Below are 14,743 nucleotides of genomic sequence, written 5' to 3' on the forward strand. Positions count from 1 at the left end.
ACGCACTATAAGTACATGTATGCACATACGCAATAGGGGCCGGACCTCGGCTAGCGGGCATCCTCGACGGCGATGAGATGAGTGATCTCGTCCTCGCCCACGGTGTACTTCGCGACCTCCTGCTCACCGCGCAGATCCTGGGCGGTGAGGCGAACCTCGTGCTGATGCATGTGCTCAGCCCAGGACCGGACCACGAAGGCTTCGACGTACTGGTCGGCCACCCCGACATCGCGATAGAGACGCCACTCCATGGCCCCGGTGCGCTGGCGGGAGCGGCCCACCCGCGCCATCGCCGCGACGAATTCCTCGGTGACCTCCGCGGGCACGTGGTAGCGGCGCAGTGCCAGGACCGGCCCGTCGGCCGGATCGGGCTCGCACACGATGTCCGGTTCCGGCCAGAAGGCCATGGGCGTGAGGCAGAAACCGGTGGCGTCTTGGCGGACGGGCCACCACAGGACGCTCACCGCGCAGATTCCGAGCAGGGCGGCGGCGATCAGCAGGGCCGATTGGATGCCGAGGGCATTGCCGACCGCACCCCACAGGAGGGAGCCCGCGGCTTGCCCGCCCATGAAGACGAGGGTGTAGACGGACATGCCGCGGGCGCGCACCCACGACGGAAGCATCAGCAGCATGGTCGAATTCAGCGTCGACATGGCCAGCGGCCAGCCGATGCCCGCGATCAGCAGGGCCGGAAGAACCACCGGCAGTACATCCACGAGGGCCAGGACAAGCGTTGCGCCGCCGAACAATACGGCCGACAAGGTCAGCATGTGCGTCGCCGTCAGGCGAGCGCGCAGGCGAGCGAAGGAGACGCCGCCCAGGACCGCGCCGACGCCGAGCGCCCCGAGCATGAGACCGTAGCCGGAGGACGAGAGCCCCAGCCGATCCCGCGCCACCACCGGCAGCAGCGCCCACACCGCGCTCGCGGGCACGATGAACAGCACCGCCCGCAACAGCACCCGCCGGATGGCGGGCCCGGATCGCACGAACCGCATACCGGCCTGCAATGCCGTGAACGGCCGCTCCTGCGGCAGCGTCGTCTCCCGCACCGGCCGCCGCCACCAGATCAGCACGGCCACAATGCCGATGAACGACACCGCGTTCAACCCGAATACGAACGCCGGTCCCGCCACCGCGACCAGCACACCGGCAATCGCGGGCCCCACCGCGCGAGCGCTGTTGACGCTCAACCCGTTCAAGGCCGACGCCGCCGGAATCTGTTCACGCGGAACCAGTTCCGGCTGAATCGACTGCCAGGTGGGCATGGTCAGCGCCGACCCGCACCCCATCAGGAACAACAGGCTCAACAGCACCGGCGGTGTCGTATGCCCCGCGGCGGTCAGCACGGCCAACGTCAATGCGATCACCGCCATGGCCGATTGCGCCCCGATCAGCAATCGCCGCCGATCGATGAGATCCGCGAGGACCCCCGACGGAATGACCAGCAACACCACCGGCAGCGTGGTAGCGGTCTGCACCAGCGACACCAGCAGCGCCGCATTCGGCTCGTCGACCAACAGCCACTGCGCACCCACGGTCTGCATCCAGGTGCCCAGATTCGATGCCAGCTGTGCGACCCACAGCGCCCGGTAGACCTTCGAGGCCAGGGGCGCCCAGGCCGAGACGGGAGTGGGTTGCACACGAACATCGGTCACCAGTCGAAGCATATGCGCAGCTCCAACTCCCACGCTCCAGCCCACGCGAGGTGCGGCGGTTACCGCCCGCTCGGGTCTGCGACGCGGGCGGCGTAGGCGGAGAGCATGTCCTCGACCAGGTCGAGGACGGCGGTGTCGAGGTCGGGGCGCTGGTAGACGCCGCGGACGACCGCTTCACCCGAGAACAGGTGCAGGAGCATGAAGAACAGGGGCTCGCGCACGGCAGAGGGGTAGGTGTCGAGGATGCCGCTGCGTTCGAGGGTTGCCACGATTTCGCGGTAGTAGGTTTCGGCTATGGGGGCGATGCGGTCGCGGAGTTCGGCGTCGGAGCGGGCGGCGAGGTAGATCTCGCGCAGGGCGTGGATGAGGTTGGACTGCTGGGCCATGCGCAGGAAGCGGAGTGCGGTGTCGATGGCATTGTCTTGGGCGCCAAGGTGATCCATGGTGGCGCGGTAGGCCTCGAGCTGGCGGGTGAAGGCTTCTTCGGCGGTGCGCACGATGAGGTCGAGGCGGGTGTCGAACTGGCGGAACATGGCCCCGGCCGAGAGACCGGCCCGGCCGCAGATCTCCTGGACGGTGGCGCGCTGATAGCCGACCTCGCCGATGGCGGCAATGGTGGCGTCGACCAGCTTGGCGACGGTGGCCGCCCGGCGTTCGGACTGGGTGCGGCGCGGGCGGGGAACTTCGCTCACCTCGCACATCCTGCCGTGTCGGCGCGGTGGTGCGAACAGTCGGGCCGACGTGACCGTTGACACATTCCGCGCGGCGGCCGTAGTCTTTGCGCCGCAATATAGAAAACAAACACTCTCTATCTTATCGAGGGTGGACGCTCGACCGCGGGGCGGCGGGGAGGAGTTCGATATGGCAGTGGGGACTCGGGCTGCGATTGCCAGGACGTGCCTGGGGGTGGCGGCGGGGCTGGCTCTCGCCGCATGCCCGGTGGTTGCGAATACGGCTGCGGCACAACCTGTTCCGGTGCAACCGGCGCTGCCGTTCCCGGTGCCGCCCGCACCGCCGTATCTGGATACCGCGTTCTATCAACCGGATCCGGCGAAGGTGGCGGCGGCACAGCCGGGCGAGATTCTGGCGGCGCGGCAGGTGAACCTGGCCAATTTCTGGCTGATCCCACTGAATGTGAAGGCCTGGCAACTGTCATACCGGTCGAGCAATACTCGCGGGGAGCCGATCGCCGCGGTCGCCACCGTCACCGTGCCGCACCGCCCCGCGCCGACCGGGGAGCGCTCACTGCTGTCGTTCCAGATGGCCGAGGATTCGCTGTCCATCAATTGCGCGCCGTCCTACAGCTTGCAGATGGGTTCGCTGCCCAACCCGCTCAACCCGGTCATCGGCGCGGAATTCATCGAGGTGCAAGCCATGCTGCAGCTCGGGCACGCGGTGGTGGTCCCCGATCATCAGGGCCCGAATGCCGCGTACGCGGTCGGCCCGCTGGGCGGGCGCATCACCCTCGACGGCATTCGCGCCGCGGAGAATTTCGAACCCGCCGGGCTGCCGGGCGCGGATACCCGCGTCGGGCTGTGGGGCTACTCCGGCGGCGCGATCCCCACCGCGCACGCCGCCGAACTCCAGCCCGAGTACGCGCCGGAGCTGAATCTCGTCGGCACGGCGTCGGGCGGCCTCATGGCCGATATCCGCATGGCCATCGACTACAACAACGGCACCTCCACCTTCGGCGGCGCGGTCATGGGCGGACTGTTCGGGGTGGCGCGCGAATATCCCGAGGTGAACCAGTTCATCGAGCGGTACATGAACCCGCTCGGCAAGGCGATCCGGGTGGTGCACGAAGGCCAGTGCGTGGCATTGCAATTCGCGGCCTTCCCGTTCGTGAACATCAAGGGGCTGTTCGACTATCCGGGCGATCCCATGAGAGCGCCGGAAATGCAGCCGGTCCTGGACGAACTCACCCTGGGCCGTCGCGGCACGCCCCCGACCCCGCTCTACATCTACGAATCGCCCTTCGACGAGGTGATGCCGATCAATGCGGTCAACAACCTCTACGACACTTACTGCGAGGACCCGGGAGCCCGCGTCTTCTACACCCGAGACCTGCTCAGCGAGCACGGCATCGCGGCCGTCTCCGGCACCGCGAGCGCGGCCCTCTGGCTCAATGACCGCCTCACCGGCGTGACCGTCCCGACCGGCTGCAACAACCGCGACGTCATCACCTCGCTGCTGGATCCGGGCGCCCTCGCCGCCTTCGCCGATACGATCGGGCAGACCCTAGCGTCGGCGCTGGGTATGCCGGTGTAGTCCGTACGATCGGCCCTATGTCAGCTACTCGAGTGTGTGGCGTCCTGCTCGCCGTGACCCTGGCCGCGGCGGGCTGCTCCTCCGGCAGCGATGACACCGATCCGCAGCCCGAGGCGACGCCCATGGGTAAGGATTACGTCTCCACCAAGGTCGAGGGCCTGCCGATTCCCGGTGGCGGGCCTTTGAACCTGGGGTTCGAGGACAGTCGGGTGCATGCCAGCGCGGGCTGCAATTCCGCGTCCGGTCCCGTCTCCCTGACCGGGAACGTCCTCGAAACCGACCAACTGGCCATGACCTTGATGGGCTGCCCCGACGAGACCGCTGGCGCCGACGGCTGGATGACCGGTCTGCTGGAATCCAAGCCCACCTGGAAACTGGACGGCCCGAATCTCACCATCTCCGGCAATGGCAGCACCGTCACCCTGCTGGACCGCAAGGTCGCCCACCCCGACAAGCCCCTCACCGGCACGACCTGGATCGTGACCGCCCTGGTGAGCGCTGATGCCGTGACCCGCTCGGTGACGCTCGACGAGGTCCGCCCGACCCTCACCATCGCCCAGGACGGCGCGGTCTCGGGCAGCGCGGGCTTCAATCAGATGATCGGCACCGCCGAGATCGCGGGCACCGACGTCACTTTCAAGATCGGCACCACCAAGATGCTGTGCGCCCCCGAGGTCATGGAGGTGGAACAGCAGGTCCTGGCGGCACTCGACGGAAAGACCACCGTCACCATCGATTCCGACAAGCTGTCCATCCGCAACCCCGCCAACAACACCGGCCTGGACCTGAACGCGGAGTAAAAAACCGTTGTCGCCGGGCGGTATCCGGCCGGTACCGTCCGGCGACATGAACGAACGCTATCTGAATGTGGTGGATGTGGAGGCCACCTGCTGGGAGAAGGCCAATCCGCCCGGCATGCCGAACGAGATCATCGAGATCGGCTGTGCGTGCTCGATACCCACAGCCTGGAACGGGTGAGCAAGCACAGCATTCTGGTGCGGCCCGAGCGGTCCACGGTGAGCGAATTCTGTACGCGGCTCACCACTCTCACGCCCGAGCAGGTCGCGGGCGGTATTTCCTTCGCCGAAGCGTGCGAGCTGCTGCGCACCGAATTCCGGGCCGATTCGCGGCCCTGGGCCAGCTGGGGCGATTACGACCGCAAGCAGTTCGAACGCCAGTGTGGCGCAACCGGAGTCGCCTATCCCTTCGGGTCGCGCCACACCAACGCCAAGCTCGCCTTCTCCGAATCCCGTGGCACGCATCGCCGTTACGGGATGGCGGGCGCCCTGGCTATTTCGGAGTTACCGCTGGAGGGCACCCATCACCGGGGCGGCGATGACGCGTGGAATATCGCCGCCCTCGTCATAGAGATGATGAAGCAGCGGGCCTGGCCCGGCGCCACGGCCGATCAGCTGTAGAGCCGGGACAGGAAGGCGTTCATATTCTCGACGACCCGCTCGACCTTCTCCTCGGCGGAGATGAGGTCCTCGCGATACCGGCGGCCCAGTGCGGGCTGGCGCTTGTTGCGCGCGTAGAGCGAGCACGCCAGGTCGGTGCACATGTAGGTGCCGACGGTATTGCCCTTGCGGCCGGAGTCACCGGCTTTCGGGGCGGTCATCAGGGAGACGCCGTGGGCGGTGTGCGTGGTGGAGCAGATCACGCACATCTGGGTCTTGCCGGAGCCCCCGGTCTCGTAGCGCATGGTGACGCCGACCAGGCGACCATCCTGCGGGACAACGAGATAGGCGCGGCCCGGATAGGACGGGTCGGTCAAGCCCAGGAAATCCAGATCCTCCCAGGGACGGGAGTCCAGATCCCGCGGGACGGGCAGGCGTTTGGCATCGCCCTTGGAACAGTTGACGAACGACGATCGGATATCGCGTTCGGTAATGGGCTTCATGATGGTTGGAGCTCCTTCGTGGTCTTGTCTCGTGTAGTGGCGGCCCGGGCCGGGATGGCGACCGTGACGGCCGCGGCCAGTACGGCCGCGGCACAGCCGATCAGCAGGCCGACGCGGAATCCGGTCTCGGACGGCAGTGCGTAGGAACCGAACTGGATGGTCAGCTGCGAAAGCACCACGCCGACAACCGCTGCCGCGATCGACGAACCGATCGACCGCATGAGCGTGTTGAAACTATTGGCAGCGGCGGTCTCCGACAGCGGCACCGCGCCCATGATGAGCGCCGGTAGCGTGCCGTAGGCCAGGCCGATGCCCGCGGCGCAGACGCAGGTCAGCACCAGCAGCCCCCAGGCCGAACCCATCAGCAGCAGACCGGAGGCGTATCCGGCGGCAATGACGAGCGAGCCGATGATCAGCGTGGTCCTCGGACCGCGCGCGGCCGACAGGCGTGCGCCCAGCGGCGACACCGCCATCATGACCAGACCCGACGGCGCCATCCACAGACCCATGCCCAGCATCGATTGCCCCAGACCGTATCCCGTGGCCTCCGGCAACTGCAGCAGCTGCGGCACCAGCAGGGACTGCGCGTAGACCGCGAAGCCGAGCACCAGCCCGACCACATTGGTCAGCAGCACCTGCGGGCGCGCGGTGACGCGCAGATCCACCAGCGGATCGGTGGTGTACAGCTCCCACCGCACCCAGGCGATCAACAGCACGACCGCGGCCGCGAACAGCCCCAGCGTCATGGCGCCGGTCCAGCCCCAGCCCGCGCCCTTGGTCATGGCCAGCAGCAGGCAGACCAGTCCGGCGCCCAGCCCCAGCGCGCCCGGCACATCGAAACGCGCTGTGGGCGAGGCATTCCCGGTGGTGGGAATGAATACCCAGATCAGTCCGGCAATGAGCGCACACACCACGGCCGCACCCCAGAAGAGCACATGCCAGTTGGTGTGCTGTGCGACCGCCGCGGCCAGCGGCAGGCCCAGGGCCCCGCCGATGCCCATCGACGCGCTCATGACCGCGATGGCCGAGCCGAGCCGCTCCGGCGGCAGCAGATCCCGCATGGCGCTGATGCCCAGCGGCACAATGCCCATGCCCAAGCCCTGCAACCCGCGTCCGATGATCATCGGCGTCACCGATCCGGCCACCGCGCACAGCACCGAACCGGCAATGAGCGGCACGGTCGACGCCAGCAGCATGCGCCGCTTGCCGTACATATCGCCGAGCCGTCCGGCAATCGGCGTGGCCACGGCGGCCGAGAGCAGCGTCGCGGTGATCGCCCAGGAGGCGTCGGCGGCGCTGGTGTGCAGCAGCCGGGGCAGATCACCGATCAAGGGGACGACCAGCGTCTGCATCAACGCGGCGAGAATGCCAGCCGCGGCCAGCACGGCGAGCACGCCGTTGGGTCGAACCGCGGGTGCGGGGGCGTTCATGAGCTTCTTCCTTATCTGACGAACAACAACGTCGTGTATGATACACGCAGCAGGTAGGATACACACACCGTGCTGAATACACGCAACGTGTTTAATGCACGAGACATGGCCGATACACGGAACACCGTGCTATACCTGCCCTGAAAACCAAAGCCGAGCAGCGAGGATGGCGATGGACAAGCCCTTGGATCTGGTGGAGTTCGAGACAATGCTGCTGGGGCGGTACACCCTCGTGACCCGCACCAGCCGGTCCCTGGATCGCAGCGCCTACACCCTGCTCAGCCGGTTGCGCGATCAGGAGTCCATGTCCATCGGCCAGCTCAGCGAGGCGCTCGGCCTGGAGGCGTCCACCCTGCGGCGACAGACCGCGGCCATGATGCGCGACGGGCTCATCGAGCGCATTCCGGATCCGGACGGCGGCATGGCCCGCCGCTTCCAGGTCACGCCCGAGGGCGTACGGCAGCTCGACAACGAGCGCACCGAGAACGTGAAGGCCCTGGAAGTCAGCATGGCCGATTGGTCCGCGGACGACGTCGCCGCATTTGCCGGATATTTGCGCCGATTCAATACCGATATCGAGCACATGACCGGCCGTCCTTGGCCACGATGAGGGGGAGCGTGCCACAGCGGCGATTTCGGCGTGGAGTTGCGGCGGGAAAGCCCGTTTCACAAATACGCTGAGCCCTGGCGCACACGACATATGGGACATATCGGAGAGGTGATCGCATCAACGAGCGCGAAGCGGAGCTGGACCAATGGTTTCGTGCCGAAATCGCCGCCACGAAACCGGGACCCGCTCGGCCACAACAGGAATCGCTGTCTCCCGGCGCCCCGCTGACCGGCGCCCAGGCCCTGGCGCTGTTCGACGCCCAGGCCACCGCCCGCCATCTCGACTTCGCGGCGCGGCAGCTCACCCGGGACGGGCGGGGGTACTACAGCATCGGTTCCTCCGGGCACGAGGGGAATGCGGCGGTGGCCGCGGCCCTGCGCCCGACCGATCCGGCGCTGCTGCACTATCGCTCGGCCGGATTCTTCGTCCAGCGCACCCGGCAGGTGCCCGGACTCGACCCCATCCGCGATGTGCTGCTCGGGGTGGTCGCGGCGGCGGCGGACCCGATTTCCGGTGGGCGGCACAAGGTTTTCGGCAGTAAGCCCGCCCATGTCATACCGCAGACCTCGACCATCGCCTCGCATCTGCCGCGGGCGGTTGGGCTGGCCTTCGCCATCGACCGGGCCGCGAATCTGGGAGTCGCCTGCGAATTGCCCGGCGACGCCGTGGTGGTGTGCAGCTTCGGCGATGCCTCGGCCAATCATTCGACGGCCGCCGGGGCCATCAATACCGCCGTGCACACCGCGCATCTGGGCGTGCCCATGCCGGTGCTGTTCGTGTGTGAGGACAACGGTATCGGCATCAGCGTGCCGACGCCGCGGACCTGGATCGAGCACGCCTACGGCGCCAGGCCCGGGCTGCGCTATTTCGACGCCGACGGCGCGGATATCGTCGATGCGCTGACCGTGGCGCGGGAGGCCGCGGATTATGTTCGCGCGCACCGGAAACCGGCCTTCCTGCGATTGCGGACCGTGCGTCTGCTGGGCCATGCGGGCTCGGATGTGGAGGCGGCCTACCGGCGGCCCGCCGAACTGGCGGCCGATCTGCGCCGGGATCCGGTGACCCGGACCGGGGAGCTGCTGGTCACCGCGGGCGTCGCGACGCCCGGTGAAGTCCTGCGGCGCTATGACGATATTGCGGCCCGAGTCAGCGAGATGGCCGAAAAGGTTTCGGGGGAAACGAAACTGGAGACCGCGGGTGCGGTCGTGGCGAGCCTGGCGCACGCCCGCCCGACGGTCGTGCGCACCGATGTCATTCGCTCGGCCGCCGCGGCGGAGTCCGCGCGGGTCACCACTCCCCCGGCGCCCGCGCCGGTCGCCACCGGCGATCCGATGACCTTGGCGCAGGCCATCAATCACACGCTCGGGCAATTGCTGGCGCGCGATCCCGATGTGCTGGTCTTCGGCGAGGATGTCGGCCGCAAGGGCGGGGTTTACGGCGTCACCAAGGGTTTGCAGCAGACCTACGGGGTGCGGCGGGTCTTCGATACCCTGCTCGACGAGCAGAGCGTGCTGGGGACCGCGCTGGGGACGGCGCTGGCGGGATTCGTGCCGATTCCGGAGATCCAGTACCTCACCTATGTGCACAATGCCGAGGATCAGCTGCGCGGCGAGGCCGCGACGCTGGCGTTCTTCTCCAGTGGGCAGTACCGGAATCCGCTGGTGGTGCGGATCGCGGGCTATGCCTATCAGAAGGGGTTCGGCGGGCACTTCCACAATGACAATTCCATTGCGGCACTGCGGGATATCCCCGGCGTGGTGATCGCCTCGCCATCGCGCGCCGATGATGCCGCGGCCATGCTGCGCACCTGCGTGTCGGCGGCCCGGGTGGACGGGCGGGTGTGCGTCTTCCTCGAGCCGATCGCGCTGTATCACACCCGCGATCTGCATCGGCCGGGTGACGGCGGCTGGGCGGCGCCGATTTCCGGGGTACGACACGCCGAGATCGGTTCGGCGCGGGTGCACGGCACCGGAACCCATCTCACCATCGTGAGTTTCGCCAATGGCGTGCCCATGAGCCTGCGGGTGGCGCGGCGGCTGGCCGCCCGCGGCATCCACGCCCGGGTGCTCGATCTGCGGTGGCTCGCGCCGCTGCCGGTGGATGAACTGCTCGACAATGCCCGTGCCACCGGGCGGGTGCTCATCGCCGACGAAACCCGCCGCAGCGGCGGCATTTCCGAGGCGGTGTGCGCGGCGCTGCTGGATGCGGGATTCGACGGCCCCATTGCCCGGGTGACGAGCGAGGACAGTTTCGTCCCGTTGGGCCCGGCCGCGAACACCGTACTGCTGGACGAAGATCGCATCGAGGCGGCGGCCGAAAAGCTCATAGCCGCACCGTGAATGGGTGACAACGCACCGGGATCGCCGCTATGATGGGGTGCGGTATCCCGGTGCGTCGTCTGGCGCCGGTCCGATCGACGCCCCGGCGCCGATGAGGGGGCGGCGCCAGGCTTTATCTACGTAGTACGTACGTAGATAATATTACCGGATGGCGGGGCGACTTGGCAAGCCGCGCTGATCGGAGCCGTCACGCGCGCAGGGCCAGCGCCGTTTTCGACTCTTCGTGTGCGAGCAGGCCCTCCGGTTCGCCCTCGTAGAGGATGCGGCCGCCGTAGCGGCCCGGACCGGGGCCGAGGTCGATCACCCGGTCGGCGCGGCGGATGACATCGAGATTGTGCTCGATGACGACGAGGGTGTTGCCCTTGTCGACGAGGCCGCCGAGGACGTCCAGGAGGGTGTCGATATCGGAGAGGTGCAGGCCGGTGGTGGGCTCGTCGAGGACATAGATGGTGTGGCCGTCGCGTTTCGCGAGTTCCTTGGCGATCTTCAGGCGCTGGCATTCGCCGCCGGAGAGCGTGGCGAGGGACTGGCCGAGGCGCAGGTAGCCGAGACCTACTTCCGCGACGTGGCGCAGCGCCCGGGTGATGGCCGGGTCCGGAAAGCGCTGGGCGGCTTCGGCGATGGTGAGATCGTCCACATCGGCGATGCTGAGGCCGTCGAGGGTGTAGGCGAGGACCTCGGGGGTGAAGCGGCGGCCGCCGCAGGTTTCGCAGACGACCTCCTGACCGTCCATGAAGGCGAGGTCGGTGTAGACGACGCCGAGGCCGTCACAGGCCGGGCAGGCGCCTGCGGAGTTGGCGCTGAACAGGGTGGGGCTCACCTTGTTCCGGGCCGCGAAGAGTTTCCGCACGGCCGGGGCGATGCCGGTGTAGGTGATGGGAGTGGAGCGGCGATTGGTGGAGACCGCGCGCTGATCGACGATGGTGGCCGGGTGCTGGTCCACCAGTTCGGCGACGAGACTGGATTTGCCCGCGCCCGCGACGCCGGTGATGACGGTGAGCACGCCGGTGGCGAGGTCGACGCCGAGGCCCTCGAGGTTGTTGCGGGTGGCGTTCTCGATGCGGATCTTGCCGGTCGCGGGCCGGGGCGTACCCACGACGCGGCGCTGACGCAGGGCGCGACCGGTCAGGGTGTCGGCGGTGCACAGCTCGTCGTATCGGCCCTGGAAGACGATCTCACCGCCCGCCGCGCCCGCACCGGGGCCTACTTCGACGATCCGATCGGCGATGCGCATGACGTCCGGATCGTGTTCGACCACCAGCACGGTATTCCCCTTGTCCCGCAGCCGCTTCAGCAGATCGGACATCGAGCGCACATCGTGCGGGTGCAGGCCGACGGTGGGTTCGTCGAAGACGTACAGCATTTCGGTGAGGCTGCTGCCCAGGTGTTTGACCGTCTTGATGCGCTGGGATTCGCCGCCGGACAGGGTGGTCGTGGGCCGGGCGAGAGACAGGTAGCCGAGCCCGATATCGGCGAGCGCGGTGAGCCGGTCGTGCAGGGCCGTCAGCACTGGGGCAACCCGCACGGCCGTCACACCGGTGATCAGAGCGGCCAGTTCCCCGATCTCCATACGGCTCATCTCGACAATGGTGTGGCCGAGGACGCGGGCTGTGCGCGCCGCCTCGTCGAGTCGCTCACCGCGGCAGTCCGGGCAGGTCCGTGAATGCGTGAAGCGTTCCACCACAGCCTGTTTGCGTTCGGAGGGATTGTCGGCGGTGTGCAGGTAGACGCGTTCGAACCGCTCGATCACCCCTTCGTAGTCCTTCGGCGGCCGGGTGCCGAGCCGGGCGGCGGCCTCGCCGCCGTAGAGCAACGCGTGCCGTTCGTCGGCGGACCAGTCGCGCAGCGGGGTCGAGGCGTCGAAGGAGCCGATATCGGCGTACTGGCGATACCAGAACTGGCCGTTCCCGAAGCCGGGCAACAGGATCGCGCCCTCGCCCAGCGACTTGTCCAGGTCCAGTACGCGATCCGCATCGGTCACGACGGTCTCCCCCAGGCCCGAACAGGTCGGGCACATTCCGGCGGGGTCGTTGAACGAGAAATGGTTCGACTCACCGACATACGGTTCACTCACCCGCGAAAACAGCAGTCGCAGATAGCTGTAGGCGTCGGTGATGGTGCCGACGGTCGATCTCGCATTGCCGCCCAGGCGTTTCTGGTCGATCACCACCACCGGGGAGAGCCCGTCGATGGCATCCACCTCGGGGCGGCTCCAGCGCGGCAGGCGATTGCGCACGAACGGCGGATAGGTCTCGTTGACCTGATAGCCCGCCTCGGCGGCAATGGTGTCGAACACGAGCGAGGATTCGCCCGACCCGGAGACGCCGACGAATACCACCAGGCTGTTGCGCGGCACATCGATATCGATGCCGCGCAGGTTGTTGGTGCGTGCCGCCCGAATCCGGATGGCGCGGCGAAGGTGCTGGTCTACGGCCTGTGTCGTGGTCATATCCCGACCGTACGAACAGTTGCGGCCGGATTCCGACCGCGATTCGAGCCATGATGGAGTCATGCCCGATGTCACGCGCCGCATGCTCGAACTGCTGGCCCAGTTGCAGACCGGCCGCCGCTTCAGCGGTCGAGAGCTCGCGGGCCGCCTCGATATCAGCCCGCGCACGCTGCGCCGGGATGTGGAGCGGCTGCGCGAGTACAGCTATCCGGTGACGACCCAGCCCGGCCCGAGCGGTTTCTACCGGCTCGCGGCGGGCCGCACCCTGCCGCCGCTGGTGCTCGACGACGAGGAGGCGGTCGCCACGCTCGTCGGTCTCGACCTGCTGGGTGCGACCGCACCGGCCGAGCCCGAGGGCCACGCCGATATGGGCACGGCCGCCGACCGCGCCTTCGGCAAGATCGACCAATTCCTGCCCAAACGCCTGCGCCCGCAGGTCGGCGCGCTCCGCGCGACCGTGGAAGCGGCCCCGCTGGCCGCACCCGCCGTCGATCCGGAAGCCCTGACCGCTCTCGGCGTGGCGGCCGCCCGCCACGAAGTGGTGACCTTCGATTACACGGGCCGCAGCGGCCGCACCACGCCCCGGCGCGTCGAGCCGTACCGGCAAGTCCACATGCACCTGCGCTGGTACCTGCTCGCATGGGATATCGAACGCGGCGACTGGCGCACCTTCCGGCTTGATCGGGTCACCGGAATCACCAGCACCGCAGCACCTTTCACACCGCGCCCGCTCCCGGCCCGCTCGGCCGCCGACTACCTGCGCGAGGGCCTCACCGCCGGTCGGCATCGGGCCGTGGTCACCGTCGAAACCAGTGCCTCCGCTGTCGCCGACGCCTTGAAATTCCAGGACTGCGATATCGAGCCGCTCTCCCCCACCCGCTGCCGGGTCACCGTCCGGGTGGATTCCTTCGAATGGATGGTCCTCACCATCGCCTTCCTCGGTGTCGACTTCCATATCGAGGAGCCCGCCGACTTCCGCGACCGCAGCCTCGAACTCGCCGACCGCCTGCGCACGGCCGCCACACCGCAACGGTAAGGATTCCCTCAGCTTTGCTCCCTACACTCGTGCGCGGTCGACCCGAGGAGCACTGATGCACCCGATGACACGGCAGGTGGTTCGATGAGCGTCGCCGCATGTCTGCTGTTCTACGGATTCGCCGTCGCCGTGCTCGCGCCGCGACTGTTGCGACGGGTGGGCCAGGCGGGGGCGGCGCCGCGGGTGGCGCTGATCGCCTGGCTGGCCTCGATGGCGTCGACGGTGCTGGCGTGGTCGGCGGCGCTGGTGATGCTGGTCGTCGACCTTGTGTCCCATGGGGTTTCCAGTGCGCCCAAGCGGATCCTCGATACCTGTCTGACACATCTGCACGATGCCACCGTCGGCCGGTACGGCACGCCGGTCCAGGTCGCGCTGTTGCTATTGGCAGGTGCTGTCAGCCTGGCCGCCGGAGTGCTGGCCGTGCGTCTCGCGACGTCGCTGCTGCGCGCTCGGCGCACCACCTTCGAGCACGCGCAGTTGACCCGTATGGCGGGTCGTCATCACCCGGATCTGGATGCGGTAGTTCTCGAGGTGGACGAACCGGCCGCGTATTGCGTTGCGGGCAAACCTCATACGGTCGTGGTCAGCCGCGCCGTTCTCACCGCGCTGCCCGACGACCATCTCGACGCGGTGCTCAGCCACGAGCGCGCCCATCTCAGCGGGCGCCACCATCTCCTGCTCGCCGCAACGCGCGGCTTGGCCACGGTGCTGCCGGGCCTCACCCTCTTCACGATCGGCGCCAGGGAGGTGGCGCGGCTGCTCGAGATGCTCGCCGACGATGCCGCGGCCCGGATTCACGGCCGCGGCACCGTGCTGCGCGCCCTGCTCACCCTCTCCGGTATGAAAGCGGGCCCCGCGGGCGCCCTCGGCGCGGCCGAAGTCGCGCTGGCCACCCGGGTCCAGCGCCTGTCCGCGCCGACGGCCCCGGCCTCCCGCACCCGAGCCCGCCTCACCCTCACGGCCGCGGCGGCCACCGCCACTCTGGCTCCGCTGGCCTCCTTGCTCGTCGCCGTCGGAATCGCCCTCTGCACACCGATTCCCGGCTGAGCGCACCGC

Annotated in this window: 13 protein-coding genes; 8 read left to right on the forward strand and 5 right to left on the reverse strand. The window is 68.2% G+C overall.

Features of this window, described 5'->3' with window-relative positions:
• Window positions 1–50: 50 nt before the first annotated feature.
• Together NC4_RS30325 and NC4_RS30330 are read right to left on the reverse strand one after the other, a co-directional pair.
• Window positions 51–1,667, reverse strand: a complete 1,617-nt coding sequence (locus NC4_RS30325; protein ID WP_067545048.1) for an MFS transporter — start codon at window positions 1,665–1,667, stop codon at window positions 51–53.
• 47 nt (window positions 1,668–1,714) lie between these two features.
• Entirely contained in the window at window positions 1,715–2,356 is a 642-nt protein-coding gene (locus tag NC4_RS30330; RefSeq protein WP_067545051.1) for a TetR/AcrR family transcriptional regulator, read from the reverse strand.
• A gap of 160 nt (window positions 2,357–2,516) precedes the next feature.
• On the opposite strand from NC4_RS30330, the gene NC4_RS30335 reads away from it, so the two are divergent.
• Genes NC4_RS30335 through NC4_RS30345 form a run of 4 tightly spaced genes read left to right on the forward strand, consistent with a single transcriptional unit; the run spans window position 2,517 to window position 5,341 of the window.
• Window positions 2,517–3,923, forward strand: coding sequence for a lipase family protein (locus NC4_RS30335; protein WP_067545054.1), 1,407 nt, complete (start codon window positions 2,517–2,519; stop codon window positions 3,921–3,923).
• Window positions 3,924–3,940: 17 nt separating this feature from the next.
• Complete coding sequence (locus tag NC4_RS30340; RefSeq protein ID WP_067545057.1) at window positions 3,941–4,723, forward strand: META domain-containing protein; 783 nt, start codon at window positions 3,941–3,943, stop codon at window positions 4,721–4,723.
• Between the two features lie 46 nt (window positions 4,724–4,769).
• Window positions 4,770–4,901, forward strand: coding sequence for a hypothetical protein (locus tag NC4_RS44185; protein WP_281186505.1), 132 nt, complete (start codon window positions 4,770–4,772; stop codon window positions 4,899–4,901).
• A complete protein-coding gene (locus NC4_RS30345; protein WP_245722032.1) occupies window positions 4,898–5,341 on the forward strand; it encodes a 3'-5' exonuclease in 444 nt (147 codons plus the stop codon). Before NC4_RS44185 ends, NC4_RS30345 begins: the two co-directional genes overlap by 4 nt.
• Here NC4_RS30345 and NC4_RS30350 read toward each other — a convergent pair.
• Together NC4_RS30350 and NC4_RS30355 are read right to left on the reverse strand one after the other, a co-directional pair.
• Entirely contained in the window at window positions 5,332–5,823 is a 492-nt protein-coding gene (locus NC4_RS30350) for an FBP domain-containing protein (RefSeq protein WP_067545060.1), read from the reverse strand. The two genes, NC4_RS30345 and NC4_RS30350, sit on opposite strands and share 10 nt — an antisense overlap.
• Entirely contained in the window at window positions 5,820–7,253 is a 1,434-nt protein-coding gene (locus tag NC4_RS30355; RefSeq protein WP_067545063.1) for an MFS transporter, read from the reverse strand. The genes NC4_RS30350 and NC4_RS30355 overlap by 4 nt, the downstream gene beginning before the upstream one ends.
• Window positions 7,254–7,425: 172 nt before the next feature.
• On the opposite strand from NC4_RS30355, the gene NC4_RS30360 reads away from it, so the two are divergent.
• Window positions 7,426–7,863, forward strand: a complete 438-nt coding sequence (locus tag NC4_RS30360) for a MarR family winged helix-turn-helix transcriptional regulator (RefSeq protein WP_067545066.1) — start codon at window positions 7,426–7,428, stop codon at window positions 7,861–7,863.
• Window positions 7,864–7,979: 116 nt separating this feature from the next.
• Window positions 7,980–10,202 carry a dehydrogenase E1 component subunit alpha/beta gene (locus NC4_RS30365; protein ID WP_084529920.1) on the forward strand — a complete coding sequence of 741 codons (2,223 nt, stop codon included), beginning with the start codon at window positions 7,980–7,982 and terminating at the stop codon, window positions 10,200–10,202.
• A 187-nt stretch (window positions 10,203–10,389) separates the two neighbouring features.
• On the opposite strand, the gene NC4_RS30370 is transcribed toward NC4_RS30365, so the two are convergent.
• Entirely contained in the window at window positions 10,390–12,651 is a 2,262-nt protein-coding gene (locus NC4_RS30370) for an ATP-binding cassette domain-containing protein (protein WP_067545222.1), read from the reverse strand.
• A 61-nt stretch (window positions 12,652–12,712) separates the two neighbouring features.
• Between NC4_RS30370 and NC4_RS30375 the strand changes: the two genes are divergently transcribed.
• Window positions 12,713–13,687, forward strand: coding sequence for a helix-turn-helix transcriptional regulator (locus tag NC4_RS30375; RefSeq protein ID WP_245722033.1), 975 nt, complete (start codon window positions 12,713–12,715; stop codon window positions 13,685–13,687).
• 84 nt (window positions 13,688–13,771) lie between these two features.
• Window positions 13,772–14,734 carry a M56 family metallopeptidase gene (locus NC4_RS30380; protein WP_067545072.1) on the forward strand — a complete coding sequence of 321 codons (963 nt, stop codon included), beginning with the start codon at window positions 13,772–13,774 and terminating at the stop codon, window positions 14,732–14,734.
• The last annotated feature ends 9 nt before the right edge of the window (window positions 14,735–14,743 follow it).

Source organism: Nocardia crassostreae, assembly GCF_001613405.1.
Lineage (GTDB): Bacteria > Actinomycetota > Actinomycetes > Mycobacteriales > Mycobacteriaceae > Nocardia > Nocardia crassostreae.